This is a genomic window from Arthrobacter parietis, assembly GCF_039530425.1.
Classification (GTDB): Bacteria; Actinomycetota; Actinomycetes; order Actinomycetales; family Micrococcaceae; genus Arthrobacter_D; species Arthrobacter_D parietis.
Genome location: NZ_BAAAON010000003.1, coordinates 396,354 through 422,179 on the forward strand (window position 1 = coordinate 396,354; position 25,826 = coordinate 422,179).

25 protein-coding genes and 1 pseudogene are annotated in these 25,826 nt (G+C 63.8%); 11 read left to right on the plus strand and 15 right to left on the minus strand.

All coding sequences use genetic code 11. From position 1 onward, the window contains the following. Positions 1 to 24 precede the first annotated feature (24 nt). Positions 25 to 540: a MarR family winged helix-turn-helix transcriptional regulator gene (locus ABFX19_RS13980; protein WP_277357037.1), complete on the plus strand. Its 516-nt coding sequence runs from the start codon at positions 25 to 27 to the stop codon at positions 538 to 540. Positions 541 to 632: 92 nt separating this feature from the next. Here ABFX19_RS13980 and ABFX19_RS13985 read toward each other — a convergent pair whose 3' ends face one another. Then, the gene (locus ABFX19_RS13985; RefSeq protein ID WP_346028648.1) at positions 633 to 914 is read right to left on the minus strand and encodes a hypothetical protein; all 282 of its coding nucleotides are present in this window, start codon (positions 912 to 914) and stop codon (positions 633 to 635) included. Between the two features lie 100 nt (positions 915 to 1,014). On the opposite strand from ABFX19_RS13985, the gene ABFX19_RS13990 reads away from it, so the two are divergent. Continuing rightward, on the plus strand, positions 1,015 to 2,349 hold the full coding sequence (locus ABFX19_RS13990; RefSeq protein ID WP_346028649.1) for a DUF2254 domain-containing protein: 1,335 nt from the start codon (positions 1,015 to 1,017) through the stop codon (positions 2,347 to 2,349). Positions 2,350 to 2,409: 60 nt separating this feature from the next. Here the strand turns inward: ABFX19_RS13990 and ABFX19_RS13995 are convergent, their stop codons facing one another. Beyond that, positions 2,410 to 2,868, minus strand: a complete 459-nt coding sequence (locus tag ABFX19_RS13995; protein WP_346028650.1) for a DUF3817 domain-containing protein — start codon at positions 2,866 to 2,868, stop codon at positions 2,410 to 2,412. A 37-nt stretch (positions 2,869 to 2,905) separates the two neighbouring features. Further along, positions 2,906 to 3,832, minus strand: a complete 927-nt coding sequence (locus ABFX19_RS14000) for an EamA family transporter (RefSeq protein ID WP_346028651.1) — start codon at positions 3,830 to 3,832, stop codon at positions 2,906 to 2,908. 46 nt (positions 3,833 to 3,878) lie between these two features. Here ABFX19_RS14000 and ABFX19_RS14005 point away from each other — a divergent pair, with 46 nt between their 5' ends. Beyond that, positions 3,879 to 4,367, plus strand: a complete 489-nt coding sequence (locus ABFX19_RS14005) for a MarR family winged helix-turn-helix transcriptional regulator (protein WP_346028652.1) — start codon at positions 3,879 to 3,881, stop codon at positions 4,365 to 4,367. On the opposite strand, the gene ABFX19_RS14010 is transcribed toward ABFX19_RS14005, so the two are convergent. Continuing rightward, complete coding sequence (locus ABFX19_RS14010; RefSeq protein WP_277357043.1) at positions 4,364 to 4,891, minus strand: DUF488 domain-containing protein; 528 nt, start codon at positions 4,889 to 4,891, stop codon at positions 4,364 to 4,366. The genes ABFX19_RS14005 and ABFX19_RS14010 overlap by 4 nt on opposite strands. 38 nt (positions 4,892 to 4,929) lie before the next feature. On the opposite strand from ABFX19_RS14010, the gene ABFX19_RS14015 reads away from it, so the two are divergent. Beyond that, complete coding sequence (locus ABFX19_RS14015) at positions 4,930 to 8,178, plus strand: DEAD/DEAH box helicase (RefSeq protein WP_346028653.1); 3,249 nt, start codon at positions 4,930 to 4,932, stop codon at positions 8,176 to 8,178. A gap of 10 nt (positions 8,179 to 8,188) precedes the next feature. Here ABFX19_RS14015 and ABFX19_RS14020 read toward each other — a convergent pair whose 3' ends face one another. After that, complete coding sequence (locus ABFX19_RS14020) at positions 8,189 to 10,837, minus strand: excinuclease ABC subunit UvrA (protein ID WP_428831047.1); 2,649 nt, start codon at positions 10,835 to 10,837, stop codon at positions 8,189 to 8,191. Positions 10,838 to 10,940: 103 nt separating this feature from the next. Here ABFX19_RS14020 and ABFX19_RS14025 point away from each other — a divergent pair, with 103 nt between their 5' ends. Beyond that, positions 10,941 to 11,243, plus strand: coding sequence for a DUF4193 domain-containing protein (locus tag ABFX19_RS14025; RefSeq protein ID WP_056550228.1), 303 nt, complete (start codon positions 10,941 to 10,943; stop codon positions 11,241 to 11,243). A gap of 10 nt (positions 11,244 to 11,253) precedes the next feature. Here the strand turns inward: ABFX19_RS14025 and ABFX19_RS14030 are convergent, their stop codons facing one another. The 3 genes and pseudogenes from ABFX19_RS14030 to ABFX19_RS14040 form a co-directional block, all read right to left on the minus strand. Next, positions 11,254 to 11,511 (minus strand): YegP family protein, encoded by a 258-nt coding sequence (locus ABFX19_RS14030; RefSeq protein WP_277357045.1) that lies wholly within the window; start codon positions 11,509 to 11,511, stop codon positions 11,254 to 11,256. A gap of 63 nt (positions 11,512 to 11,574) precedes the next feature. Continuing rightward, positions 11,575 to 11,869 (minus strand): annotated as a pseudogene (locus ABFX19_RS14035) (DUF503 domain-containing protein). Between the two features lie 6 nt (positions 11,870 to 11,875). Continuing rightward, complete coding sequence (locus ABFX19_RS14040) at positions 11,876 to 12,634, minus strand: SDR family NAD(P)-dependent oxidoreductase (protein ID WP_346028654.1); 759 nt, start codon at positions 12,632 to 12,634, stop codon at positions 11,876 to 11,878. 150 nt (positions 12,635 to 12,784) lie between these two features. Here ABFX19_RS14040 and ABFX19_RS14045 point away from each other — a divergent pair, with 150 nt between their 5' ends. Together ABFX19_RS14045 and fdhA are read left to right on the plus strand one after the other, a co-directional pair. After that, the gene (locus ABFX19_RS14045) at positions 12,785 to 13,243 is read left to right on the plus strand and encodes a DUF4383 domain-containing protein (protein WP_277357048.1); all 459 of its coding nucleotides are present in this window, start codon (positions 12,785 to 12,787) and stop codon (positions 13,241 to 13,243) included. A 202-nt stretch (positions 13,244 to 13,445) separates the two neighbouring features. Continuing rightward, positions 13,446 to 14,663 (plus strand): formaldehyde dehydrogenase, glutathione-independent, encoded by a 1,218-nt coding sequence (gene fdhA, locus ABFX19_RS14050; RefSeq protein ID WP_277357049.1) that lies wholly within the window; start codon positions 13,446 to 13,448, stop codon positions 14,661 to 14,663. Between the two features lie 71 nt (positions 14,664 to 14,734). Here fdhA and ABFX19_RS14055 read toward each other — a convergent pair whose 3' ends face one another. Then, complete coding sequence (locus ABFX19_RS14055) at positions 14,735 to 15,166, minus strand: acyl-CoA thioesterase (protein WP_346028655.1); 432 nt, start codon at positions 15,164 to 15,166, stop codon at positions 14,735 to 14,737. A 360-nt stretch (positions 15,167 to 15,526) separates the two neighbouring features. Between ABFX19_RS14055 and ABFX19_RS14060 the strand changes: the two genes are divergently transcribed. Beyond that, positions 15,527 to 16,210 (plus strand): transglycosylase family protein, encoded by a 684-nt coding sequence (locus ABFX19_RS14060; protein ID WP_346028656.1) that lies wholly within the window; start codon positions 15,527 to 15,529, stop codon positions 16,208 to 16,210. A 93-nt stretch (positions 16,211 to 16,303) separates the two neighbouring features. Here ABFX19_RS14060 and ABFX19_RS14065 read toward each other — a convergent pair whose 3' ends face one another. The 3 genes from ABFX19_RS14065 to ABFX19_RS14075 form a co-directional block, all read right to left on the minus strand. Continuing rightward, on the minus strand, positions 16,304 to 18,703 hold the full coding sequence (locus tag ABFX19_RS14065) for a Tex family protein (RefSeq protein WP_428831048.1): 2,400 nt from the start codon (positions 18,701 to 18,703) through the stop codon (positions 16,304 to 16,306). A 54-nt stretch (positions 18,704 to 18,757) separates the two neighbouring features. After that, positions 18,758 to 19,402 carry a hypothetical protein gene (locus tag ABFX19_RS14070; protein WP_346028658.1) on the minus strand — a complete coding sequence of 215 codons (645 nt, stop codon included), beginning with the start codon at positions 19,400 to 19,402 and terminating at the stop codon, positions 18,758 to 18,760. 62 nt (positions 19,403 to 19,464) lie between these two features. Further along, positions 19,465 to 20,544, minus strand: coding sequence for a hypothetical protein (locus ABFX19_RS14075; protein ID WP_346028659.1), 1,080 nt, complete (start codon positions 20,542 to 20,544; stop codon positions 19,465 to 19,467). 116 nt (positions 20,545 to 20,660) lie between these two features. Between ABFX19_RS14075 and ABFX19_RS14080 the strand changes: the two genes are divergently transcribed. The 3 genes from ABFX19_RS14080 to ABFX19_RS14090 are packed head-to-tail and all read left to right on the plus strand — an operon-like array spanning position 20,661 to position 23,598. Beyond that, positions 20,661 to 21,797 carry a type III polyketide synthase gene (locus ABFX19_RS14080; RefSeq protein ID WP_346028660.1) on the plus strand — a complete coding sequence of 379 codons (1,137 nt, stop codon included), beginning with the start codon at positions 20,661 to 20,663 and terminating at the stop codon, positions 21,795 to 21,797. Further along, positions 21,798 to 22,484: a class I SAM-dependent methyltransferase gene (locus tag ABFX19_RS14085; protein ID WP_346028661.1), complete on the plus strand. Its 687-nt coding sequence runs from the start codon at positions 21,798 to 21,800 to the stop codon at positions 22,482 to 22,484. After that, on the plus strand, positions 22,477 to 23,598 hold the full coding sequence (locus tag ABFX19_RS14090; protein ID WP_346028662.1) for an FAD-dependent oxidoreductase: 1,122 nt from the start codon (positions 22,477 to 22,479) through the stop codon (positions 23,596 to 23,598). The genes ABFX19_RS14085 and ABFX19_RS14090 overlap by 8 nt, the downstream gene beginning before the upstream one ends. Positions 23,599 to 23,628: 30 nt before the next feature. Here the strand turns inward: ABFX19_RS14090 and ABFX19_RS14095 are convergent, their stop codons facing one another. The 3 genes from ABFX19_RS14095 to ABFX19_RS14105 all read right to left on the minus strand — a co-directional run bounded on the left by ABFX19_RS14095 (position 23,629) and on the right by ABFX19_RS14105 (position 25,791). Further along, complete coding sequence (locus ABFX19_RS14095) at positions 23,629 to 24,717, minus strand: NAD(P)/FAD-dependent oxidoreductase (protein ID WP_346028663.1); 1,089 nt, start codon at positions 24,715 to 24,717, stop codon at positions 23,629 to 23,631. Between the two features lie 170 nt (positions 24,718 to 24,887). Beyond that, the gene (locus ABFX19_RS14100; protein WP_277357059.1) at positions 24,888 to 25,514 is read right to left on the minus strand and encodes an FMN reductase; all 627 of its coding nucleotides are present in this window, start codon (positions 25,512 to 25,514) and stop codon (positions 24,888 to 24,890) included. 73 nt (positions 25,515 to 25,587) lie between these two features. Continuing rightward, positions 25,588 to 25,791, minus strand: a complete 204-nt coding sequence (locus ABFX19_RS14105; protein WP_056550188.1) for a hypervirulence associated TUDOR domain-containing protein — start codon at positions 25,789 to 25,791, stop codon at positions 25,588 to 25,590. Between the last annotated feature and the right edge of the window lie 35 nt (positions 25,792 to 25,826).

Genomic DNA, 25,826 nt, shown 5'->3' on the forward strand with positions numbered 1-25,826 from the left:
GGCGACCGGAAGAGACAACACATCATGGATATCGCGCAGTGGCCAACAAACCGACTTCTCAACACGGCTGCCCGGCTCAGCGCCAATCAGGAAAATGAGCGACTCCGTCAACTGGGAACCACCCACGCGGGACTCCTGACACTGCGCGTTCTCGGCAGAACCAGCGCCATCACGCAGGTGGAACTGGCGCGGGAACTTCGCGTTCAGGCACAGACCACCGGCAAACTTCTCGAAAGGCTTGAAACACGGGGCCTGATCCAACGCACCAGAAGCGACGACGATCGCCGTGTCTTCATCGTCAGCCTCAGCGCAGAGGGCAAGGCCGTGCTACAGCGGGCCCAGGCAATGGAGGACGAGGAAGCTCAGTCGTCGATGGGCTCAGACGCCGTCCTGCGGGCGGAACTGATTGCCCACATCCGGGATCTGGGGGGTTTCCCCCGCCTCGTAGGGCAGGGCCAGAACGAACACGCGGACTCCCGTGACCTGCCGCAGGACAAGTTCGCCGAGGAGCTCGCCGGACATGATCTGACCGCAGGCTAGGCGGTTGCCCGCAGGCCAGGCGCAGGCTGAACGACTGCTCCGCAGGCCGAGCGCACGCTCACGAGGGTAGGCGGCAACTACGAGGCCAGGCGTCAGCTCGCGAGGAGTGTTTCGCAGCTCTCGGTCGTAGAGTGCAGGGTCCGCGCCTCGAACAACCGGGCGTCCAGCTCCTCAAGATCGCGCACCGCGGCAGAAATCAACCGCTGCACATGGTCAGGATCCCGGGAGGTTTCGCCCGCCCGCTGAACGTCCAATAGCGTCCTCGCGAGCTGGACCCGCACCCGTTCCAGATCCCGGATCCGGCGGGCCGATTCCCTCAGTTCCTCGGCAATGCCGGGCCGATCATGATCTCGCGCGGAGGATAGGGAACTCATTGAAGATTGAAGCACCAGAGAATAATAAGCAGGCTTTCTTTTCTCACGCAAGTTCTCGCTCGGATATCAGCGACCCGTGCGGCATTGCTACTGTTCTCGAATGGAACGCAGCAGGTCAGTCTGGCGCAGTGCATCGAACCTGACCCCGCGCATGGTTCGCGACTACATCCGAACCCAGCTGTGGCCGGTCCCGCTCACCGCGGTCATCGCCTCAGTGGTGCTCGCTCAGTATGTCACCTGGCTTGACCACCAGCTCGACGACGACATGCCGCCCGCACTGTCAGCGCTTCTCTTCGGCGGCGGCGCGGCGGCCGCGCGATCGCTCATGGAAGCGATAGCGGCATCAACCATCACCGTGACATCCCTGACCTTCTCGCTGACGGTCGTCACACTGCAACTTGCCAGCAGCCAGTATTCGCCGCGCCTGCTGCGCACCTTCACCAGCGACAGGTTTGTCCACAACACTCTCGCGCTTTTCCTGGCGACCTTCGCTTATTCCCTGACTGTGCTGCGGACAATCCGGGATAACGACGAGGAATCCACCGGCTTCGTTCCGGAGATTGCCGTCACGCTGTCTTTCCTGCTATCGCTGACCACCGTCATTGGACTGGTTCTGTTCCTTGGTCACCTCTCGCGCCAACTGCGGGTGGAACGAATGCTGGCGGACGTCCACGATGATCTATCGGCGACGATGGGCAGCGTCACGGGCGGATCTGCGACACCGCACATTGAGCTGGAGGCCCCTGCTGGAGCGCTGGATCTACCCGCCGGGTCATCGGGCTTCCTCGTGCAGGTCAATGAGGAGGCGCTGCTCAAGGCGGCCAGGCAGTTCGACGTGGTCATCGTCCTCCAGCGTCCGCCGGGAGACTTCCTTGTCGAGGGCGTGCCCTACGGATACGCAACACAACGGGAGGGCGGCGACTGGACCGAAGACCAAGCGCAACAGCTCAGGCAGGCGGTCGAGAACTGCGCCACCATCGGATTTGAACGCAACTCGGTTCAGGACATCGGCTTTCCGGTGCAGCAGATCCTCGACGTCGCGGTCCGGGCCATCTCCCCCAGCGTCAATGACCCTACGACGTGCGTGCACGCTTTGGGGCATCTCTCGGCAGGCCTGTCCTCGCTGGCCAGGGAAGACTCGGGACACCGGATGATGACTGACAGCGAGGGCCACGTGAGGGTCACCATCCGCAGGCGAACTTTGTCCATGCTGCTTGAACTGGTCGTGTCGCAGATCTGCACCTACGGCATGGACGACCCACGCGTAGCGCGCCGCCTGGTTGACCTGATCGATGAGACAGAACTCAACGCCTCAGGCCGGCATAGTGAGATTTTCGGCCAACAGCGACAGCGGATCGCGCGTGCCCTGTCCGGCAGCGGGCTCGACCCGGTGGATCAGCAGGAACTCCTCCAAAGATGCGCTACCGGCGCGTGACGAGGTAAGACTCGGTCAGCCCCGAAGGATGCACGGCCGGTCACCCCAAAAAGGACCTAGTCACCCCACAGGTACGGGCGGACCGGCGATCAGCAGGGCCGCAAAGACCACGCTGATACCGATGATTCCCACCAGTGCGGCCGTGAGCGGATTGCGCAGCACCCACGCCTGAAGGTTCTCAACTGCACCGGACGGCTGGTCCTTTCCGGCCGCAAGGCGCCATCCGCCGTCGAGCTTTCCCCCGCGCTCAAGCTGCCAGTCAAAAAGAACCGTGGCAAACGGGATGACGCCGGCCAAAAGGCCCAGCGCCCCGGTGCCCGTGCTCCACCGCTGGTTGACCCAGACAAAGGTTGTGCTCACCAGGTACGTGAGGAAGATGAAACCGTGCAGTGCCCCGCCCACCGAAACCAGGATCTCAGTGGTTTCAGTAACGTACTTCAGATACATGCCCGCCAGAAGCAGTGCCCACGTGATCGCCTCCGCGACGGCAACGCTACGGAAGAGGGTACGAGGGCTCATGGATGTCTCCTGGTCAAACGGGTGCGGTCATTCAAATCTAGCGCAGCGGCGTCGGGATGCAGATTTCAGGCGACTGGTCAGCGGCAGGCAGCGCAACCGCCGGCTGCCTACCGGAGCGCCTGCGCACATTGACCGCCAGGATGGAACCCAGAACCAGCAACCCGCCAACTCCCTGCAGAAGGGACAGTTGCTCGCCCAAAACCAGCCACCCCAAAAGCGCTGCGACCACCGGGCTGAGCAGTCCGAGGAAGGAAGGAGCAGTAACCGGCAGCCGCTGAATACCGCGGAACCACAGCACGTAGGCCACAGCTGTTCCAAGGATCGAGAGGTACAGGTACCCGCCCAGGTTGGTCATCGTAAGCGCGGGCGGCTGCCCCTCGACGATGAGCATCAGCGGGACCAGCAGGAGCCCGCCGGCCACTAATTGCCACGCGGTCATGGTGAGCGGCTTCTCTGCCTTGCCCCACTTCTTGGCAAGCACGACGCCGGCAGCCATGGACACCGCCCCGCCCAGTGCGGCGAGCACACCCACCGTATCGAGGCGCGCTTGCGATGACAGAACCAGAAGCGCGACGCCGGCAGCACCGGTAACCCCCGCCAGCACCACTTTGAGCGACAGCCGATCCTTGAGGACCCACGTTGCCAGTCCCGCCACAATGAGCGGCTGAACAGCGCCTACGGTCGCCGCCACTCCCCCGGGCAGCCGGTACGCCGCCACGAAGAGCAACGCAAAGAAGACCCCGATGTTGAGGCCGCCAAGCACCAGCACCTTCCACCACCATGAGCCGTGTGGCAACCGCCGCACCACCAGGAGAAGCAGGAGACCGGCAGGGAGTGCGCGAAGCACCGCGGCAGTCAGCGGAAGCCCCGGCGGCAGCAAGGCCTCGGTCACCAGATAGGTGCTGCCCCAGACCATCGGCGCAAGGGCGGTTATCAACAGGGTCCAACTCATTTTGCTAAGCACTTAGCAATAGTAGCTAAGTGCTTAGCAAACTGTCTAGAGTGGATCCATGACTGACCACGTGGACGGGATTGTGCAGCAGTGGCATCGCGAGCGGCCCGAGCTCGATGTCTCCCCCATGCACGTACTGGGCCGGCTCTCCCGGGTGGCGCAACAGGCGGAACGCCGGCTTGAGCGAAACTTCTCGCGGCACGGGCTGGATGCCGGGTCTTTTGACGTGCTCGCCACCCTGCGGAGGAACGGACCCCCCTACACACTTAGCCCGAAAGACCTCGCTGCGAGCGCCATGATCACCTCAAGCGCCGTCGCACAGCGCCTGAACCGGCTGGAAGACCGCGGACTGATTACCCGCGCCAAAAGCAGCGTTGACGGGCGCGGAACCGAAGTAACGCTGACGCAACAGGGGAAGGACCTGGTCGATGCAACCCTCCCTACCCACTTGGCCGCTGAGGAGGAACTGCTCGCGGGCCTCTCCGCCAGCGAGCGCCACGCACTTGCAGACCTGCTGAGGAAGTTCGGTGCCGGGCTGGTCGACTAGTCCTGCACATCCCAGTACACGGCGCTGTCAGAAACACGGGCGCCTGCGGACGGTTCATGCAGCGTCAACCGGCCATCAGGCATGAGGTGATGCACTTCGAAGCCATGCAGCATCACCAGCACGTCCGCAACAATGCGCCGATGGCAACGCCACCAGACACTCTCGCTGCACATGATCGCGGTGGAGGCCTGTGCAGCGACCGCCCGCAGCTCCGCCAGCGCAGCCGCGAATTCGTCCGTGCGGGTGTAGGCGGCATAGGCGCGGAACTGCGCCACCCGCCACCACGTGTCAGTTTCCGGCTCCCCCGCAGCATTGCGCCGGCGCCCGCCCAGATCCTCGAACCACCGGTAATCGATTCCTTCGGACGGCAACCACTCCTCGAGCGCTTCCTTCCGGGTGTCGAGGTTCCGGCGGCTGCCCGGAAAGCGACGCACATCCGCCAGGGTCTGCACCTGGGCCCCTTGAAGCAGTGCGCCGAACTGATCCCGGTCCGCTGTTCCGTGCCCCACCGTAAGTAGCCGCATGACACCAGTCTGTCAGGGCCACATGAGAGCATAAATTCATGCCCGAAACCCCGTATCCCATGATTGATGTCGCTGACATCATCCGCATGGTAGGCGGCGCCGCGTTCCAGCGTGGGCAGGGGTATGCCAAGGATTCCCTGGTGCAGGGGCTGACTTTCGAACCGGACTCCAAAACGGTTCACGCGCGCGTCATGGGAAGCTCGCCTGCGCCATACCGCACGCAACTGTATCTGGCGCAGAAGGGTGATGGCCGCTTCCACCTTCGGGACAGCGTCTGCTCCTGCCCGGTGGGGCTGGACTGCAAGCATGTTGCCGCCGTCGCGCTCCGTTCCAACATGGAGAATCTTCGCGCCAATCAGGAGCTGATGGCGCCGTCGTCGCCCGCCCGCCCCGCCGGGTGGCAGGAATCCCTGTCCGGCCTCCTTTCAAGCCACCAGCACGACGACGGCGCCCTCGCCACCGTCCAGCCCACCGTTCTGGGCCTGCAGTTTGAACTGCGCCCCACCACGGTGTCCAAGTGGGAGAAGCACCATGCCTACCGCGGTTTCAAGCTCGGCGTCCGCCCAGTGATCCGGAACGCCAAGGGCAACTGGGTGAAGAACAATCTCGCGTGGGGAAACATCAGCTACCAGACGTACGGGCTGAAGCTGGATCCCGATCAGCACCGCTGGTTCGCCCAGTTTCCGGCGCTGCACCGCGGGACCGGCGTCACCTACTTCGGGAACAATGACTCCTGGCTGTACCTGGATGACTTCAGCAACCCGCTCCTGTGGCAGCTGCTGCAGGAGGCTCAACGGTTGGGGATCGCCTTCGTCGGTTCGAAGAAGAGCGTCACGGTCCACCTGGCTTCCGAGGCGGTCCTGCTCCTCGATGCCACCACCACGGACAACGCCATCCAGCTCTGCCCGGCCATCAATATCGACGGCGAGAACCACCCGCCGGACTCGGCACACGTCATTGCCGATCACGGCGTCTACACGGCCTCCGAGAACGGCACCATCACTCTGGCGCCCACCACGCGCAAGCTGACCGATCACAACCGGGAACTCCTCGAGCGCACCAAGCCGGTGCGCATCCCGGAGAGCGAGAAGCAGGAGTTCCTGTCAGGCTTTTACCCGCGGCTCATCCAGTCCATCGATGTGGTGAGCAGCGACGGCTCGGTCATCTTCCCGGAAATCCTTCCCCCCGTGCTGGTTCTCACTGCTGCCTTCGGTGAGGATGAGCTGCAGCTCTCCTGGGACTGGGCCTACCAGAGCGGTGATACTGAGACCCGCAAACCCCTCAAAAGCAAGGACGACGACGGCGGGTACCGAGACGCCGCAACCGAAACCGCCACGCTCGCAGCGGCTCGGGACGCCCTCGGCGGTCGCATGGTGAAGGACCGCGTATTCACCGGCATGGAGGTGGTGGACTTCACGGAGACCGCCCTGCCGCGGCTGGAGCGGCTGGACGCAGTGCGCGTGGACATTCTCGGCAGCAAACCGAAGTTTGAGGAGCTCACCGACACACCGCAGCTTCTCATCACCACCGTGGATACCGAGGACCGCGACTGGTTTGACCTGGGCGTATTGGTCACCGTACAGGGCCGGAAGATCCCATTCGACCACATCTTCACCGCCCTCGCCAAGGGCAGCAACCGGATCAAGCTGGTAGACAACAGCTACCTGTCCCTGAACCAGCCCATCTTCGACCAGCTTCGCGAACTCATCGATGAGGCACGGATGCTCAACGAGTGGGAGACCGGGCTGCGGATCAGCCGCTATCAGGCGGGTCTGTGGGCTGAATTCGAGGACCTTGCTGAGGAAACGGAACAGGCACAGTCATGGCGTGCAGCCGTCAATGGCCTACTCGAGTTGACCGAGGTTGAGCAGACACCACTACCGGAGGGGCTTCACGCAACCTTGCGCCCCTATCAGGTGGACGGCTTCAACTGGCTCGCGTTCCTGTGGTCGCACGGCCTGGGCGGTGTGTTGGCAGATGACATGGGTCTCGGCAAGACCCTCCAGACGCTGGCGTTGCTGGTCCACGCGAAGGATCAGGGCGAGAAACGGCCCTTCCTCGTGGTGGCGCCCACCTCGGTGGTGCCGAACTGGATTGCTGAGGCGCAGCGCTTCGCGCCCGGTCTTGCTGTGCGGGGTATCGGTGACACGCAGGCCAAGAGCGGAACGCCGGTGTCCGAGCAGGTGGAGGGCGCCGACGTCGTTATCACGTCCTATGCACTCTTCCGGCTGGACAATGACGCGTACGGGAAGCAGGAGTGGGCAGGTCTCATCCTGGATGAGGCGCAGTTCGTGAAGAATCATGCGGCGAAGGTGCACCGGTGCGCCAAGGAACTTCGCGCACCCTTCAAGCTGGCCATCACCGGCACTCCCATGGAGAACAACCTGATGGAGCTGTGGGCGATGTTCAACATCACCGCCCCGGGGTTGTTCCCGTCCTCGCGTGCTTTCACGGAGGAGTACCGGACCCCCATCGAGAAGCAGGGCAGCACGGAGCGGCTGCAGCGGCTGCGGCGCCGGATCCGGCCGCTGATGATGCGGCGAACCAAGGAAGCCGTCGCGTCAGACCTCCCGCCCAAACAGGAGCAGGTGCTCGCGGTGGAACTGCACCCGCGGCACCGCAAGATCTACCAGACGCACCTCCAGCGGGAACGGCAGAAGCTGCTCGGCCTGATCGAGGACCTGGACCGGAACCGGATGATCGTGTTCCGCTCGCTCACCCTCCTTCGGATGCTCAGCCTCGATGCGTCGCTGGTTGAGCCGGAGTATGAGGGCGTGCCGTCAGCAAAGCTGGACGTCCTGTTCGAGCAGTTGGAGGACGTTCTCGCAGAGGGACACCGTGCCCTAGTATTCAGCCAGTTCACGTCCTACCTCAAGCTGGCGGCAGCGCGCCTGGAAGCCCAGGGCGTCGAGTTCGCCTATCTGGACGGCTCCACCCGGAAGCGCGGAGACGTCATCGACTCCTTCAAGAACGGCACCGCACCGGTGTTCCTGATCAGCCTCAAGGCAGGCGGCTTCGGGCTGAACCTGACCGAAGCTGACTACTGCTTCCTGCTGGATCCATGGTGGAACCCGGCCAGCGAAGCGCAGGCGGTGGACCGGACGCACCGCATCGGCCAGACGAAGAACGTCATGGTCTACCGGATGGTCTCAACGGACACCATCGAGGAGAAGGTCATGAAGCTGAAGGAGCAGAAGGCCAAGCTGTTCAGCTCAGTCATGGATGATGACGCCGTCTTCAGTTCAGCGCTGACGGCGGATGACATCAGGGAACTGTTGGCCGGGTAAGCGCTGGAGGTCAGGAGTGCAGGGTAGCAGCGAGATACGAGGCGGTCCGGCTGTCCTGTGATGCCGACACCGCAGCGGGAGTGCCGACGGCAGTGATCTTTCCGCCGCCGTCGCCACCGGCGGGTCCAAGATCGATGACCCAGTCAGCGGAGGCGACAACATCCATGGTGTGCTCGACCAAAATCACTGTGTTGCCGGCGTCGACCAGCCCGTGCAGTTGCGTCATCAGCAGACGGACATCTGCGGGATGCAATCCGGTGGTGGGCTCATCCAGCAGGTACAGCGTGTGACCGCGCTGGGCACGCTGCATTTCCGTGGCCAGCTTGATGCGCTGGGCCTCTCCGCCGGACAGCTCGGTGGCGGGTTGACCCAGCCTAAGGTAGCCCAATCCCACTTCCAGCAAGGTTCGAAGGCTCCGGGCCGCTGAGGGTACGTCGGCCAGGAATTCAGCGGCAGCGGTAACCGTCATTCCCAGCACCTCGGCGACGTTCCGGCCGCGGTAGGTGACCTCAAGAGTTTCGGGATTGAACCGGGAACCATCGCACTCTGGGCACGGCCCGTAACTGCCGGGCAGGAACAACAGCTCCACGGCCACGAACCCTTCGCCCTGGCAGACCTCGCACCGGCCGCCTGCCACATTGAAGGAGAAGCGTCCGGCGCCGTAGCCACGGGATCGGGCCTCGTCGGTGGCGGCGAATTCCTTCCGCACGGCGTCAAAGAGCCCGGTGTAGGTTGCTAGGTTGGAGCGCGGAGTCCGGCCGATCGGCTTCTGATCAACCGTCACGAGCCGGTCGAGGTGGTTCCGTCCGGAAGTCGCGTCGACTGTCAGCGACCCCGTGCGGGCGGCAGCAGGGCCATTTTCGCCCGTGTCCGACGATTCCGTTGTCCCACGGTGCGGATCTGCACCGTGCAGATCTGCACCGTGTGGAATTTCACCGTGTGGACGCAGCCGTTCCTTGACGAGCTCGGCGAGGACCTGACTGACCAGGGTCGATTTGCCGGAGCCGGAAACACCGGTGACCGCAGTAAGTACTCCGAGTGGGAAGTCCACGTCGAGGTTGCGCAGGTTGTGCCGGGTGATGTTCCTCAGCCCGAGCCAACCTGTTGCCTCCCTGCTTGCACCTTGGCCAGCAGTTGCGCCGTCGTGATCGTGACCGGCTGAAGCGACGTCGCCCGTCCCGTCAGGGTGCCCACGGAAGAGGAACGGCCTGGTTACAGACGCTGCAACGTCTCGAAGCCCGTCGACCGGTCCGCTGTAGAGCACCTCACCGCCGCCCTCGCCGGCGTTCGGTCCGACATCCACAACCCAGTCAGCACGGCGCACCACGTCCATGTTGTGCTCCACGACGAAGACTGAGTTGCCGGAAACCCTGAGCTGGTCCAGCACGGCCAGCAGGGGTTCGGCGTCCGCTGGGTGCAGCCCGGCCGACGGCTCGTCGAGCACGTAGATCACACCGAACAGTCCGGACCGGAGTTGGGTGGCGATCCGGAGTCTCTGCATCTCCCCCGGTGAAAGCGTGGGAGTGGATCGACCGAGCGCAAGATAACCCAGGCCTAAATCCAGAAGGACGGTGATCCGTTGTAGCAGATCCTGGGTGAGTGCGACGGCCACCTCGTTGGTTTCGCCTGAGGACCGCCTGCGCGAGGCCGTTCCCGCCGAGGTCAGCTCGGTGGTGGGACGGATGATGCCGGCCAGTTCGCTCAACGGAACCGCGTTGAGCTCGGCGATGGTCTTCCCGGCGAACGTCACGGCGAGGGCATCGGGCCTGAGGCCGCTGCCTCCGCAACGCGTGCACGGTCCGGTGTGCATGAACTGCAGAACACGGTTACGCATGGTGGTGCTCTGCGAATCGGCCAGAGTGTGCAGGACGTAGCTGCGGGCGCTCCAGAACTTTCCCTTGTACGGCTTTGCTACGCGGTCCCGCTCCGGGGTCACTTCGACCACGGGCTGCTCTTCCGTGAAAAGGATCCAGTCGCGGTCCTTTTTCGGCAGCTTCTGCCAGGAAGTTTCGACGTCGTAGCCGAGGTGGGTGAGGATGTCACGCAGATTCTTGCCCTGCCAGGCGCCCGGCCAGGCAGCGATGGCTCCGTCACGGATGCTGAGCGAGGGATCCGGCACCAGCGAATCCTCGCTGACGGTGTGCGCTATGCCGAGGCCATGACATTCCGGGCAGGCTCCGGCAGCGGTGTTCGGAGAAAACGCATCCGAATCAAGTTGCTCCGCGCCGGCAGGGTAACTGCCTGCCCGTGAGAAAAGCATGCGTACAGAGTTGGACAGGGTCGTTACTGTGCCAACGGAGGACCGGCTGCTCTGGGCGCCCCGGCGCTGTTGAAGTGCAACCGCGGGAGGCAGCCCGGTGATCTGTTCCACTTTGGGGTTGTGGCCCTGCTGAATGAGCCGGCGGGCATACGGCGCCACGGACTCGAAATAACGTCTCTGGGCTTCGGCGTATATAGTACCGAAGGCCAGGGAAGACTTGCCTGAGCCGGACACCCCCGTGAAAGCAACGATCGCATCGCGGGGAACGTCCACGTTCACGGCGCGCAGATTGTTTTCGCGGGCGCCGCGCACCCGGACAAAGCCATCCGTGGGACGGGTAGGGTCCGGCGTCAGTAGCATCTGGTCGGGAAGTTTGGAGGCGTGCTGTTCACTTTGCATTGATTCGACACTATCGCCGAATCGTGGGAACAAAGGCACGCACATATGTGTTGCAAGATTGCTGTAGTAACAACCGCTAACGCCAGAGAGAAGAACATCCAAAGTGGCAACCGATTACGACGAAGTCCGTTCCGACGTCAAGGAATCTCAGGACCGGTCGCTGGAGGCACTGCAAGCCGCCAACGCCCCCGATGCGAAGAGAGTCGTAACTGAGCTGGACGAGTCCGATTCCCTTGATGAAGGACATACGCCCGGCGGGGAAATCGTCTCCGAAGAGCTGATCGTTCAGGTGGTCCCTCAGGGTGAGGACGAGTTCACGTGCTACTCCTGTTTCCTGGTCCGGCACCGGTCTCAGAAAGCACGGGAAAGCAACGGGCACACCTACTGCGTCGAGTGTGAAGGCTAGGAGCGAACCTTCAGGCCGAAAGGCGCGGCTTCGCTACGGCATGGGTGGATTGCTCCCTGGCAGCGTGACCGTGGGCAGACTGCTCCCTGCGGGTGTGGTCCATCACGGGACCGGTACCGGCGATTTCACGGATGACGTCGATGCCCTCGATGGCAGCCTGTTTGGTGGGGAAGTACGCGGAGACAGCAACCAGGGTGCCGTCACCGGCCATGAGTTTGAGCCGGTACCCATGATCATGGGCGTCAACCAGCTTGAAATATCCAGACACGCTCTTACCTCCTCGTAAGTACGCCTCAACGTTCCCATGATAGTAAGTTCGCTGACGATCCCGTTAGTCATCGCTGGTCACAATTCGGCGTCGAGCACTCAAGAGTTCAAGTTCCGGCCGCGCAGCGACAAACCGCTCAACCTCATCCAGCACCTCGACAACGTGCCTACGATCCCCCGAAACCAGACCCACGCCAACGGTTGCGCGGCGGTGGAGATCCTGCGTACCGACTTCGGCAGCTGACAGCTCGAAACGTCGCCGCACCTCCGCCACCAGCGGCCGAAACCAGCGAACGCTTCGCCTTCAGTGAGTGCACGTCCCCCAGCAGGAGGTCGAACTCGATGAACCCCACCCACATATTCGTTCACCTGCCGCGCGCGGCGAGCCTTGCCACCAACGACGACGGCGCATTCCTCGCAACGAACGCAAGCACCTTATAGCGAAGGCTGGGAATCGACACCGCCTTGCCGGCGGAAAGATCCTTCAGGGCAGCGTCCACGACGCCCTGAGCATCCAACCACATCCAGCGTGGAACGGAGCCCTTGTCCATGCCCATACGCTGGTGGAATTCAGTGTGGACAAAGCCGGGACACAACGCCATTACGGTTACTCCCCGGGACTTGTAGGCGAAGTTGGCCCAGGTGCTGAAGTTGATCATCGCTGCCTTCAGCGCGCCGTAGGTCCCGCGCGGAGTGAACCCGGCAACGCTGGCCACGTTCACTATCTGCCCGGAACCGCGTGCGAGCATGCCCTGCAGCGCGGCATGGCTGAGCGCAAGGGGAACGGTGAGATGAATCGCCGCGTGGTTCAGTTCGTCCTCAAGCGGATTCGCCTCGAAGGATTTGGGCAGGCCATAGCCCGCGTTGTTGACCAGGGTTGACACCGGCTCCGTGCTGTCCCGCAGCCTGTCGAGGACACGGCGGACGCCGTCGTCGTCGTGCAGGTCCGCGGCCAGCACCTCCACCGCCACGCTGAAGCGGGAGCGAAGTGCAGCCGCTTTTTTCTCCAGCCTGGCCGAGTCCCGGGCGACCAGGACAAGGCCCTTTCCCTGCCGGGCAAGTTGCTCCGCGAACTCCGCCCCAAGGCCTGCAGTTGCTCCGGTAATCATTGCCCAGTTGGCCATGTTTTCCCTTATCAGGTGGGTATTTCAGCAGTAAAATGAGAGTGCTGGTTGGGCGCGGTTTGCGCTCCTCCAACGGCGGTGCAGGCGATGCGCCTCTCCTGACGTTTTCGCGGCACCGCGAAGAGTCATATTCACACATGAGGAGGGGAGATGACTACCGCATCACACCATGCGCATGATTTCCATGTGACGCGCGATCACGTTCGCAGCGCCTCGATGGGGATGGGAGTAGTTTTCCTGCTGGTGGGGATTCTCGGATTCATCCCGGGCATCACCACACAATACGGTTCCATGGCCTTTGCATCCGGTTCCGAGGCAATGCTCCTGGGCGCGTTCCAGGTGTCGGTGCTCCTCAACCTGCTGTATCTAGCCATGGGAGCCGCCGGAGTCTGGATGAGCCGCGGAGTTCTTTCAGCTCGAAACTTCCTGCTCGGAAGCGGCGCGGTCCTGCTGGTCATGTGGCTCTACGGACTGATTGTCGGCACCTCTGCCGCCAACATTCTGTCGACCAACGCATCCACCAACTGGCTCAACCTGATCCTCGGCGTCGTCGCCGTTGGACTGGGCGCTGCCTATGCCATGCGGCACCGTGGGAGCCGTGCCCTCTAGCGATCTTTGTCCCCGAAGCACGTCCCGCCCGGAAACCCGGCGGGACGTACTTTTGAACGACTGGAATGTTTATCAAATCGGTATACGGCGAAGCCTTTCAGACCTAGACTGACGGCGAGGCCACCTTCTGACAGACGGGGTCAGTTGCGGCCTTCGAAAGGGACGTTCGAAGACGAACTCCCATCACATCGGAAGGATCACCATGTCAGGAAACAGGGCTGTGGCCTACAAGGGCCCCGGCAAGGTCGAAGTCATTGATACCCCCTACCCCACGTTCGATCTCAAGGACGCACCGGGGATCAACCCGGCCAATATCGGCCGCAAGGTGGACCACGGAGTCATCCTCAAGACGGTCGCCACAAATATCTGCGGGTCAGACCAACATATGGTCCGCGGACGAACCACCGCCCCCACGGACCTGGTGTTGGGGCATGAGATCACCGGTGAAGTGATCGAGGTGGGAAGCGGTGTGGAGTTCATCAAGAAGGGCGACATCTGCTCGGTCCCGTTCAACATCTCCTGCGGTCGATGCCGAAACTGCAAGGAACGGAAGACCGGCATCTGCCTCAACGTCAACCCCGACCGTCCGGGCAGCGCCTATGGCTACGTGGACATGGGCGGCTGGGTCGGCGGCCAGGCAGAGTACGTCCTTGTTCCGTACGCGGACTGGAACCTGTTGAAGTTCCCGGACCGGGACCAGGCGCTGGAAAAGATTCTTGACCTGACCATGCTCTCCGATATCTTCCCCACCGGGTTCCACGGCGCCTACACAGCCGGCGTTACCGTCGGGAACACTGTCTACATCGCGGGCGCCGGCCCCGTAGGCCTCGCCGCAGCGGTGTCTGCGCAACTGCTGGGTGCCGCCGTCGTTATTGTTGGCGATCTCAACGAGGAGCGGTTGGCGCAGGCCCGTAGCTTCGGGTGCGAGACCGTCGATGTCTCCAAGGGGCACCCGAAGGACCAGATCGAGCAGATCCTCGGTGTGCCGGAGGTTGATTGCGGTGTTGATGCAGTCGGCTTCGAGGCGCGCGGCCATGGCAGCGACTCCTCTCATGAGGCGCCGGCTACCGTCCTGAACTCGCTGATGGACATCACGGCGGCCGGTGGCGCGCTTGGCATTCCCGGACTCTATGTCACCGGCGATCCGGGCGGTATCGACGAGGCGGCCAAGGTTGGTTCGCTGTCGATTTCCCTCGGTACCGGGTGGGCGAAGTCGCTGTCCTTCACCACCGGTCAGTGCCCGGTCATGAGGTACAACCGCGGTCTGATGATGTCGATCCTGCATGACAAGGTGCAGATCGCGAAGGCAGTGAACGCCAAGGCGATTCCCCTTGAGGATGCGCCGCGCGGATACGAGGAGTTCGACAAGGGTGCGGCCACCAAGTACGTGCTGAACCCGAACGGCTACATCGCCGCCTGACCCCTCGTTGAGTTGGCAGGACACGCCCCTTATGAGCACTCAGAAGGGGTGTGTCCTGCCAACTCACGGGTCTATCTGAAGAGGCCCGGGCCCACGTAGGGCGCCAGCTGCTGCTTCTGCTCAGCAGTGATGCGCAGCAGCGACTCCGATTCGCCGTGTACGAAAGCCAGTGTGGTCTGCGCCAACACGCACACCCGGCGAGTCACCGGATCATGGATGCGGTACGCGATGTCGAGGCTCGCAGCTTTCAGGTCTGCAATCCACACCTCGATTTTCAACGGGACGTTCCGGTAGTCCAGGGTGGCCGTGTACTTGATGCGGTGTTCCACCACCAGCGCCTGGACCCCTGCGGCCACGGAGCTGAAGAGGGGCACCGGCGGATCCTGGCCCGCGGCACCGGTTCCTCCCGGCGGACCGAACGCCTGGATACGCGCTTCCTCGAGAAGCCGCACCACCTGGACGTTATTGATGTGCCCGTAGGCGTCCATATCTGACCATCTCATAGGGATTTCACAGGTGACTGTCCGGTGCGCGTCCATTCCTATGTTTTACAGTGGTCTGCGGGGTTTTCACTACTGCGCGGTAAGGAACCTCTGCACGTCTTCCGTCAATAACCGCCACGTCTCGATTTGGCAACGATTGGAAAACAGTCTACGGTAGACAGGAACCCGCTTCGGGTAACCACAAAGCAGACGGCGCTCTACGCGTCTGCCACATAATGCCCTGGTGCTGTCCCTCCACCGTACGTTGCTCGTCCGGCAGACACCACAGACAAGACCAATGATCAGTCAAGGGTGAGCAACGTCGCAAAGACGTCCGGGGACGGAACGAGTGCAGGTGGCCTTTTGGAGCATCGTACCCATATGAAGAATCAGAAACTTACTCTTAACGCGCGCCGTGGATTTGCAGCGGCAGCTCTCGTCGGTGTTGGAATCACCGCTTCCGCAGGCGCAGCCAACGCTGCTCCTGCCAGCACTTGGGACGCCCTCGCACAGTGCGAGAGTGGCGGCAACTGGGGCATCAACACCGGCAACGGTTTCTCCGGCGGCCTGCAGTTCACCCCGTCCACCTGGGCCGGCTTCGGCGGCCAGGGTCTCCCCCAGGACGCCAGCCGCGCAGAGCAGATCGCTGTTGCTGAGCGCGTACTCGACGGACAGGGCTGGGGCGCATGGCCCGCATGCTCGGCCAAGCTCGGCCTGACCGCCGGCGCCAACCCGACTCCGATCCCCGCTGCTCCGGCACCCGCCCCTGTGCAGGTGCAGTCGCAGCAGGTTCAGGTTCAGGCACCTGTTGTCCAGGCACCAGTTGCTCAGGCTCCTGTTGTTCAGGCACCAGTTGTTCAGGCACCAGTTGTTCAGGCGCCTGCGGCTCCTGCCGTTCAGCTGTCCGGTGACACCTACACCATCCAGTCCGGCGACACCCTCAGCACCATTGCTGCCAAGCTGGGCGTCGAAGGTGGATGGCAGGCCCTTTACCAGGCCAACGCCGACACCCTCATCCACGCCGACCTCATCTTCACCGGCGACGTTCTGCAGCTGCCTGCCTAAGGTTTCAGCTACACACGAAAGAGCCCTGCAACGTGTCCGTTGCGGGGCTCTTTCGTGTCCGGAGCTGGAAAGCCGCGGTTGTCGCTGCCCGCGCTAGTCCCGCGGCGCCAACCCTGCAGCCCGAAGCGCCTCCGCCATTGCGCTGTTCGCCGGAGCCGGTGCGCCCTTGCCGCCCTGCTTCTGCGCTCCCGAGTTGGAGCTTCCTCCCGGCTTTGAAGCGCCAGGCTTGGAACTGCCGCCCTGCCCACCGCTCGGATGACGACGGCGGTCCGCCTCTTCACCGCGTCGCGCGCGACGATCAGACCCGCCGGCCCGCGGCACGGCGTCGTCATTGACCCGCAAGCTGAGGGAGATCCGTTTGCGGTCAGGGTCAGCCTCCAACACCCTGACCTTTACAACCTGGCCTGACTTCACAACTTCATGGGGATCGCTGATGAAGCGGTCGGCCATCGCCGAAACGTGCACCAGCCCATCCTGGTGCACCCCGACGTCCACGAACGCGCCAAAAGCAGCAACATTCGTGACCACGCCGTCGATGATCATGCCCGGGCGCAGATCTGAAATCTTCTCGACATCAGCAAAGGAGGCCGTGACAAACGCGGGCCGCGGATCCCGCCCCGGTTTCTCGAGCTCAGTGAGGATATCCTGCAGCGTGGGCAGCCCGATCGAATCGTCAACATACTCTGCGAGGTTCAGTGACCGGAGTGAGCCACTGGCATCGTTCACCATTCGCCGCGCCACAGAATAAGCCTCCGGGTGCACGCTGGAGGCGTCCAGAGGCTCAGGTCCGCCGGCAATGCGAAGGAAGCCCGCACACTGCTCGAACGCCTTGGCGCCAAGCCTGGGAACCTTCAGCAGGTCGCTTCGGCGTGCAAAGGGGCCGTTCGCATCACGGTGCGCAACAATATTCCCGCTCAACAGGGACCCCACGCCGGCCACCCGGGTCAGAAGCGACGGCGATGCGGTATTCACGTCCACCCCCACGGCGTTCACGCAGTCTTCAATCACGGCATCAAGCGAGCGCTCCAGCTTCGCAGGACTCACGTCATGCTGGTACTGGCCTACCCCGATCGACTTCGGGTCAATCTTCACCAACTCGGCCAGCGGATCCTGTAGCCGCCGGGCAATCGACACAGCACCACGCAGCGACACATCCAGCTCAGGCAGCTCTGCCGATGCCAACGCTGACGCTGAATACACCGACGCGCCTGCCTCGGACACAACCAGTTTCTGCAGGGTACGCCCGGACATAAGCGAGATCAGTTCGGACGCAAGCTTGTCCGTCTCCCGCGACGCCGTGCCGTTGCCGATGGCGATGAGCTCGACGTTGTGGGTGGTTACCAGCCGCGAGAGCACAGTCAATGCGTCATCCCACTTCTTCGCGGGGGCGTGCGGATAAATTGTCGCTGTTTCGAGGACCTTGCCCGTCCCGTCCACCACGGCGACCTTCACACCGGTCCGAAGGCCGGGGTCCAGCCCGATGGTGGTACGTCCACCCGCGGGCGCCGCGAGCAGCACATCGCGCAGGTTCGCAGCGAAGACCCGCACCGCTTCCGTCTCCGCCTCCACAAACAGCCGCACCCGGAGGTCGATCGAGAGCTTGGCGAGCAACCGACGCCAGGCCTGCTGGACCGTCGCCATGAGCCACGCATCCGCCGGCCGGCCCTGATCCGCAACGCCCAGGAAAGCGGCCACGGAGTTCTCGAAACGGCGCTTGGCACGCAACGCAGCTTCAGCGTCGGTGGAGTCAGCCTCGGTGAGCGTCAGCTGCAGCACGCCTTCCTTCTCGCCGCGCAGCAGTGCCAGGACCCGGTGCGACGGCATGGCGGACGGCGCCTGCACAAAGTCAAAGTAGTCGGAGAACTTCTGGCCCTCGGCTTCCTTGCCGGAAACCACCTGCGAGCGCAGCCGGCCCTGCTTCCACAGCCGTTCACGCAGGTCAGCAAGCAGGTCGGCGTCCTGCCCGGCACGCTCCACGAGCAGCGCCCGGGCACCGGCCAGCGCGTCATCCGCCGTGGGAACGCTCCCGTTCAGGAAGCGGCCTGCTTCAGCAACGGGATCGAGCGATGGGTTGGCGAGAAGTGAGTCCGCGAGCGGCTCCAGTCCGGCTTCCCGTGCAATCTGAGCTTTGGTGCGCCGCTTGGTCTTGAAAGGCAGGTAGATATCCTCCAACCGCGCCTTGGTGGTAGCACCGACGACGGCGGCGCGAAGCTCAGCGGTCAGCTTGCCCTGCGCTTCAATCGCCTCAAGCACGGCCGCACGCCGCTCCTCGAGTTCGCGCAGGTAACGCAGCCGCTCCTCCAGCTCACGCAACTGGGCATCGTCGAGGGTTCCGGTGACTTCCTTGCGGTAGCGCGCAATAAAGGGGACGGTTGATCCACCGTCCAGCAGGTCCACCGCAGCCTTGATCTGCCATTGCTGGACGCCGAGTTCCTCGGCGAGTTGCTTGAAGATGGACGGAGGAGTGGTAACTGGTGCGCTCACGCCTGCCATTGTGGCATTGACGCGGTCAGCAATCTAAAAGGCTGCCCCGCTGTGGAGGGAAGGTTAGGCGCAGCTCTCGCGGTTCAGCTCGATCGCAAGCGGGTGGGTACCCGTGAATTCCTGTCCACCGGCAGAGTACGCAACGGAAACGCCCTGGGATGTGCCTCCGTCAACACCGCCAGCGATCGAGACCGTCACCACCAGATTCACGTACTCATGGGTGGTGATGTTGTAGCCCTCCGCTGGCACCGGCTCAACCGGACCGGCCGGCTCAGCCGTCTCGGAAGGAGCTGCAGGCGCCGGTTCCGCGCTGTGCGTGCCGTGAGCGCCGCCGTCGTCCTCGCCGTGTGCCTTGTGGTGACCCTCCCGGTTGGCCGTGGACACCTCAGCGCTCACGAGGGTGAGCCCTTCGGGGTTCTGCAGGGTGACGTCGTCGAGAGTGAAGGTTTCAAGCGCCTCGTTGTGCACCAGGACCGTGAATTCCTGGTAACCGATGTCAGGCTGAGTGGCGCAGAGCGTGGCGCCGTTCTCGGCGAGGTTCAGGGGGTCATCACCGAAGTCCGCCACCGTCTGCTGGACAGCGCTGACGTTCTCCTGCGAGCGCGGAGAGTTCACGTCGAGCGGGTTCTCCTCGACAGCCATGCATCCGCTGGTGAAGAGCGCAGCGAGCAGGGCGCCGCCAACCAGTGCTGCCGATCGAACCGCCATGTCCACCATCCCTCAAAGAAGTCTTTCCCTGTGTTCGGCAACACAGTGATGTTGGATGGGTCCTACTCGTACAGAACGTACTCCGGCTGCGGTGTAAGCGCCAGGACCTCGACCGGCGTCATCAGCGGACCCAGCACCACGTCCTCCTCGAAGAACAACTTGAACCCTGGGTGGACAGTCGGAGGCAAGTCCTTCATCAGCAGGTTGTAGGTCTCGATTTTCATCGTCGCGGACCCGATTCCGTCCACGCTCCGGATAACTTCCACCCCTGCGTATTCCTGTATCGCCGCCACATTACTGACGACGCCGGGAGCCACCTGATGGAACACGAGCGGCTTCTGCGGAAGGTTATTCTCGGTCACCAGACCATCGAGGTACGCAGCAATCTCGTTGATTTCCTCACCCGTGGTGTGCCCGTAGGAACGCCCGGGAAGCTGCTCCGCCGTAATGTCCCACTCGGGATCAAGCGCCACACCGACATCCGGCTCCACCAGCCACTTCTCAAGCGCACGGACTTCCTCAGCCATGCTCGCCCGGCCGGGCTGGACATTCAGGATCAGCATCCCGTCATGCCTGCGGGCGGCCTCGAGATACCCGCTGATGATCTCATCGGACGCGCGGGTCCGGTAGGCGCCGTCGGCACCCGGATCAGCCTGCACGACGACGGCAATCAGCTCCAGCACCGGCATCACCTTGCGCTCGCCGGCCAGCTCCTTCCCGAGTGCCTCGATCTCATCCACCCGCTCATCGATTGCACCGATGCCGAGCCTGCCCAGTGCGGCTGAGTAGGGATGCCCGCTGAACCCGACAAGGCGGTAGTCCGGAAACAATTCCACCCCGCCGCGGGGAAGCTCGAAACGCTCCGGGGTGGGTTCGGCAGAGGGCGTGGGTTCGGCGGAGGGCGTGGGTGTTGCAGACGGCGTCGGCGAGGACCGGGGAGTCGGCGTTTCTGAAGCGGTTGGCGCGGCTGCGGAAGATGAAGCGGATGTTTCAGGAGACTCCGAAGCGGTGTTCGGAGGTGCCGCACTGCACCCGGCCAGTAGCACCGCCGATACCGCCCACACCGAGCCATGGCGGAGCATACGGCCAGCTTGCTCATGGCCGCGTGCGCGTCGTCGTTGTACGTTCCGGTGCAGTGCCATAGCAACACGCTACGCCACGGGCAGCGGGCGTCTCAGAGGCACAGCGCAGAGGCAGCAGACTTCCCGGCGGCCTGCTTCGTATTGTGTTCAGTTACTCGGTCGCCTAACAATGAACTATGACAGTCCTGATGAGGTCCCTCGAAACCGCCGTACCGACCACCGTCATGGTGCAGTCCCAGGTACGGGATGTCTTTGCAGCACAGCCGGGGCTGAACAGGTTGGGGCAGCGGCTGGTGACTGCTGCGTTCGATTCCTCCGGCATCGATACGCGTTACACGGCTGTGGAGGAGCTCACGCTCGAACGCCACAACGAGACCCCGGTGTTCTTCGACTCGGACACCATGACCATCCTCAGCCCGGGCACCAAGGCCCGGAACGAGGTCTACGCCGAAGCCGGCACCAAGCTGTTCGTCGAAGCTGCACAGAAAGCGCTGGATGCAGCAGAGGGAGTTGAAGCTGAGGACATCACCCACGTGGTGACAGTTTCCTGCACCGGGTTCTTCAACCCCGGCCCGGACTACAAGATCGTCCGCGCACTGGGGCTGAACCCGTCAGCACAGCGCTACCACCTCGGCTTCATGGGGTGCTACGCGGCGTTCCCGGCGCTGCGCGCGGCGAAATCTTTCTGCGACGCCGATCCCAACGCGGTGGTCCTCGTGGTCAGCGCCGAGCTGTGCTCGTTGCACGTGCGGTCCTCCAACAACCCGGACACGATTGTGGGGACGTCCCTCTTTGCCGACGGCGCAGCGGCCGCGGTCATTACCGCTCGGACTGACCTGGCGCCGCCGTCGGGGCCAGCCCTGTCCCTCGACTTCTTCGAAACCACCCTGACCCCGGTCGGCGAGGAATCGATGGCCTGGAACATCGGCGACGAGGGTTTCGAGATGGTCCTCGGAACCTACGTGCCGCACATCATCGACGAGCACATCGTCGGCGCCCTCGCTCCCTTACTGGAACGCGATGAGTCCCTGATCGGTCTCGAGTACCGGGACATCGAGCACTGGGCCATCCACCCGGGCGGCCGCAGCATTCTGGACAAGGTGCAGGCCAAGCTTAAGCTCAGCGATGACCAGCTGGTCCCCGCCCGGGAAACGCTGCGGGACTACGGGAACATGAGTAGCGCCACCGTGATGTTTGTCCTCAAGCACATCCTCGATCAGCCCGGCTCGGACTCCGATGAGCGCATCTGCTCCATGGCGTTCGGTCCGGGGCTCACAGTGGAGACCGCCCTCCTGACCAAGACATCCGCCTGAATGGCCTTCCTCGCCTCCCGGAACCTCACGGCAATCGAGGAGATGGACAAGCCGGACTGCGATCCCGCCAAGCTCGACCGCACCTATGCCCAGTTCCCGCTCGTCAACCGCTCGGTCGCCGGCTGGCACCGTACCTGGGCACGCTACATCCGGCCGGTCCTGTCGACGGCGCGTACCAATACGCTGCTCGACGTCGGCTCAGGCGGCGGCGACGTACCCCGTGCGCTTGCCCGCTGGGCGGCCCGCGACGGCTTCAGGCTGGAGATCACCGCGATTGACCCTGACGAACGCGCGAATGCGTTCGCCAGCAGCCAACCAACGACGCCGGGGCTCAGCTACCGCCGTGCGTTCAGTTCGGAACTGGTCGCCGAAGGTGCCCAGTTCGACGTCGTCACTTCCAACCATGTGCTCCACCACCTCTCGCCGGACGAGCTGAGCGGACTGCTCAGCGACTCGGAGAAGCTGGGCACGCGGCTCGCCCTGCACAGCGACCTGTCGCGGACCCGCGTGGGGTTTGCACTGTTCTCCGTGGCCACTCTGCCGTTGCCCGGTTCCTACATCCGCGAGGACGGGCTGACGTCGATCCGGCGAAGCTATCTGGCAGAGGAACTGCGCGCCGTCGTCCCTCCAGGTTGGCGCGTGGAGCGGCAGGTGCCATTCCGGAACCTGCTGGTGCACCGTGCCTGATGTCCTGATAGTCGGCGGTGGGCCGGTAGGGCTGTACGCCGCGATCCTGCTGGCGCAGTCAGGTGTTGAGGTTCAGGTCCTGGAGCGCCGTACCGAGCGCAGTTCGCACTCCCGGGCGATCGGCATCCACCCACCGGCGCTTGCCGCACTGGAGCAGGCCGGAGTAGCAGAAAACCTGATTGCCGCGGGCGTTCAGATCCCCGGTGGTGTTGCGCGGAGCCGCGGTCGGACGGTCGCTGAACTGTCCTTCTCGTCCCTTCCCGGCAGACACCGTTACGTGCTTGCAATCCCCCAGGAGCAGACGGAGCGCATCCTTTCGGAGCGGCTCGCTGAGCTGGCACCTGACGCGCTGCGCAGGGGCGAAACCGTCGAGGCCGTTCACGAGGTCGGGAGTGAGGTTCTGACCATCACTGACAACGGCACCCACCGGTCCACGTTGCTCATCGGGGCCGACGGGGCCAGAAGCACCGTACGCGATGCGGCGGGCATCGGCGCGAGCATCCGGCCGTATCCCGACGCCTACGTCATGGGCGATTTCCCTGACACCACCGGTGACGGAAGCACCGCTGCCCTGTACCTGGAGCCGGCCGGAATTGTTGAGTCTTTCCCGTTGCCCGGCTCGGTCCGGCGCTGGGTGGTGCGGATGCCGTCGCTTGTGAAAGACCCCACGGCCGAGGCAGTCGCGGAGCTGGTGGCGAGCCGCACCGGTGTGGGCGTCGATACCCGGAACAACACGATGTTGAGCTCCTTTGCGGTACGGCGGCGCATAGCGGAACGGTTTGTGCAGGGGCGTATTGCGTTGATCGGCGATGCCGCGCATGAGGTGTCCCCCATTGGCGGGCAGGGCATGAACCTGGGGTGGCTCGATGCCGTGCAGCTCGTGCCGCTGGTCATCGCTTCGCTGGCGGGCACCGACGTCGGGCTTGGACTTCGGCGCTTCAACGAGGAGCGGCGCCGGGCAGCCCTGGCAGCCTCGCGTCAGGCGCACATCAACATGATCCTTGGGCGTCCACTGCCGCCGGGCATGCTGGAACTGCGTAATCGGGTGATGGGCAGGATGGCCGGAGTACCCAGGGTGCACGATGCCGTAGCACGCACTTTCACAATGCACTGAGGCTCACGCTCCAAGAAGCGGGCCGGCGAATCAGGCCTTTCCGAGCTGGGCTTCCGGACGCAGTAAGGCGGGCACGACGCCGGACACTGCAGTTTCTGCCAGCGCCTCACCCAGAGCCGGTGCCTGTTTGAAGAGATTATGGCCGGCGATGGCGCTGATTTTCCCGGTGGACCAGATCCCTACGCCGTCCTCGCCCCAGGGCAGACGGGTCACCCAGCAGTGCACGTAGCCGGACGGCTCCGGGTCCAGGCCCGGCAGAGCGTGGCGGACGTAGGCCGCCGCCCGGGCAGCAAGGGATTCGAGTGCCGGAGGATCCGCGAGGCTTCCGTCCTGCCGTACCCCGGTCGTTTCGCTGAGGCCTACCGAGTAGGAACGGTTATCGGCTGAAGGGGCCGCGTAGACTCCGGTTTCTCCGAAAGTTCCGCTGCCGTCCTGGAAGGTGGGTAGCGGAGTATCCACGTCCTGGCGCACGGGGAACGTCACGCGGGCATGGGCGGCGAGTTCAACGGGGATCTCGAGCCCCGCATTCCGTGCCAGTGGAGCCGTGCCGCGGCCGGCGCAGAGGACAGCATGGTCAAAATGGTCCACCCCGGTTCCGGTACGGATCTCGACATCACCGTCGCTGGTGTGCTGGACCGTCAGCACATGGTCGGCCACCAATGCTTCTGTAAGGCTCCCGGTCAGGGCCTGAAAAGCGGCGAGGGTACGGATAGCGCCGCCGTCCACATCGAGCATGGCCTTACCCTCGAAATCGGCGAGGATCGGCAAAGCGGATGCGAGTTGGCCCTGGGCCAGGAGCGCCACGCGGATATGTGGAAGGTCGCTGAGGATGCGCAGCTTGTCCTCGACGCTGTCGCCGATCGCCACCGCTCCGGCGTCGGACACCAGTTCCACACCGAACTCGGCCTCCCACTGCCGCCAGAGAGCGCGGCTGTGACTGACGAACCCGGCCAGTCGGACGTCGTCGTGGGCGTGCCGGAAAACTCGCCCGTCACCGGCGGACTGTCCGCCGCCGGGGGTTCCGGACTCATAGATAGTGACGTCCGCGCCCGTTTTCCGAAGTGCGTGCGCCGTAGCCAGTCCGACGATTCCTGCTCCCACCACTGCTATCCGAGTCATGGGTCCAGCAAAACACGCTTACGCGTGCCGGCGCAGCCCCGCGGGTGAGAATCCCGGCTCCGACTATCCCACTGAACCGGCGCGTTCAGTGGGAAGAAGACGCTCGTTCCCACCGAACCCGCATGTTCAGCGGGAAGGGCGGCGGGAGGATCAGCAGCGCGGGTTAGGAACTAGCGGCCCTGCACCTGAGCCAGAAGCTGCTCGAACGGAAGGGAGGCCTGCGCGCTGTTGGGGCGGCGCGCCGTCGTCGTTCCCGCAATCATGCCCGCGAGTTCGCCGGCCGCGCGGGTGACGCGCTGGTCCAGTGCCGGTGCGCCGTCGGATCCGGTTCCCCAGTCCTCGGGACCGGCGTATACCCCGGTCGAGACAACGCGGGCCCGGAGATACGTGAAGAGCGGGCGCATGGCGTGGTCAAGCATGAGGGAGTGCCGGACGCTGCCGCCGGTTGCGGCGATGAGCACGGGCATCGAGTCCAGTGCGGTGTTGTCGAGGACATCGAAGAACGATTTCAGCAGGCCGCTGTAGGAGCCGGAGAAGACCGGGCTGACAACAATGAGCGCATCAGCATCCGCCACGGACTTCAGGGCGTCTGCGAGCGCAGGCGGAGCGAAGCCGGTGACCATGTTGTTCGCGATGTCCACGGCCAGTTCGCGCAGTTCGATGGTGGTGATGTCGGTGTGGATGTCGACGCGCTCGAGCTGGCGACGGGCTGCCTCTCCGAGCTGATCCGCCAGCATCCGGCTTGACGATGGCGTTCCCATGCCGCCTGACACCACTACTACTCGGCGTGTTTCCATGTGCCGGTTCTCCTTCGCTGCGCTTCATGCATTTGCATCTAGTTGAACCAGCGAACAGCCGGAAACATTCCCGCTACTGTTTGTCGAGCGCGCTTTCCTTGTGGGCGGCCTGCTTGCCCGACTTCTCGCTCTCGACGATGTAGTACGGCTCGTCCTTGGAGGCGTTGAACTTCTGGCCGTCGAACGTGAACTCCTTGTCCTTTTTCTCCACGACCGTGCCGTGCGTCTTGCCCTGCGACGTGTTCCAGCTGACCTTGGTTCCCTTGCTGTATGACATTGCTTCAGCGTTTCACCTCGGCGCAGCCGGTGCCA

What these genes read in the sequence shown, in the direction of transcription:
- ABFX19_RS14040 (WP_346028654.1), bottom strand. Translation starts at nt 12,634, where the DNA reads ATGGCCAACTGGGCAATGATTACCGGAGCAACTGCAGGCCTTGGGGCG.
- ABFX19_RS14045 (WP_277357048.1), top strand. Translation starts at nt 12,785, where the DNA reads ATGACTACCGCATCACACCATGCGCATGATTTCCATGTGACGCGCGAT.
- ABFX19_RS14060 (WP_346028656.1), top strand. Translation starts at nt 15,527, where the DNA reads ATGAAGAATCAGAAACTTACTCTTAACGCGCGCCGTGGATTTGCAGCG.
- ABFX19_RS14075 (WP_346028659.1), bottom strand. Translation starts at nt 20,544, where the DNA reads ATGGCACTGCACCGGAACGTACAACGACGACGCGCACGCGGCCATGAG.
- ABFX19_RS14065 (WP_428831048.1), bottom strand. Translation starts at nt 18,703, where the DNA reads ATGGCAGGCGTGAGCGCACCAGTTACCACTCCTCCGTCCATCTTCAAG.
- ABFX19_RS14095 (WP_346028663.1), bottom strand. Translation starts at nt 24,717, where the DNA reads ATGACTCGGATAGCAGTGGTGGGAGCAGGAATCGTCGGACTGGCTACG.
- ABFX19_RS14085 (WP_346028661.1), top strand. Translation starts at nt 21,798, where the DNA reads ATGGCCTTCCTCGCCTCCCGGAACCTCACGGCAATCGAGGAGATGGAC.
- ABFX19_RS14010 (WP_277357043.1), bottom strand. Translation starts at nt 4,891, where the DNA reads ATGCGGCTACTTACGGTGGGGCACGGAACAGCGGACCGGGATCAGTTC.
- ABFX19_RS14100 (WP_277357059.1), bottom strand. Translation starts at nt 25,514, where the DNA reads ATGGAAACACGCCGAGTAGTAGTGGTGTCAGGCGGCATGGGAACGCCA.
- fdhA (WP_277357049.1), top strand. Translation starts at nt 13,446, where the DNA reads ATGTCAGGAAACAGGGCTGTGGCCTACAAGGGCCCCGGCAAGGTCGAA.
- ABFX19_RS14070 (WP_346028658.1), bottom strand. Translation starts at nt 19,402, where the DNA reads ATGGCGGTTCGATCGGCAGCACTGGTTGGCGGCGCCCTGCTCGCTGCG.
- ABFX19_RS13990 (WP_346028649.1), top strand. Translation starts at nt 1,015, where the DNA reads ATGGAACGCAGCAGGTCAGTCTGGCGCAGTGCATCGAACCTGACCCCG.
- ABFX19_RS13985 (WP_346028648.1), bottom strand. Translation starts at nt 914, where the DNA reads ATGAGTTCCCTATCCTCCGCGCGAGATCATGATCGGCCCGGCATTGCC.
- ABFX19_RS13995 (WP_346028650.1), bottom strand. Translation starts at nt 2,868, where the DNA reads ATGAGCCCTCGTACCCTCTTCCGTAGCGTTGCCGTCGCGGAGGCGATC.
- ABFX19_RS14080 (WP_346028660.1), top strand. Translation starts at nt 20,661, where the DNA reads ATGACAGTCCTGATGAGGTCCCTCGAAACCGCCGTACCGACCACCGTC.
- ABFX19_RS13980 (WP_277357037.1), top strand. Translation starts at nt 25, where the DNA reads ATGGATATCGCGCAGTGGCCAACAAACCGACTTCTCAACACGGCTGCC.
- ABFX19_RS14005 (WP_346028652.1), top strand. Translation starts at nt 3,879, where the DNA reads ATGACTGACCACGTGGACGGGATTGTGCAGCAGTGGCATCGCGAGCGG.
- ABFX19_RS14015 (WP_346028653.1), top strand. Translation starts at nt 4,930, where the DNA reads ATGCCCGAAACCCCGTATCCCATGATTGATGTCGCTGACATCATCCGC.
- ABFX19_RS14020 (WP_428831047.1), bottom strand. Translation starts at nt 10,837, where the DNA reads ATGCAAAGTGAACAGCACGCCTCCAAACTTCCCGACCAGATGCTACTG.
- ABFX19_RS14055 (WP_346028655.1), bottom strand. Translation starts at nt 15,166, where the DNA reads ATGAGATGGTCAGATATGGACGCCTACGGGCACATCAATAACGTCCAG.
- ABFX19_RS14105 (WP_056550188.1), bottom strand. Translation starts at nt 25,791, where the DNA reads ATGTCATACAGCAAGGGAACCAAGGTCAGCTGGAACACGTCGCAGGGC.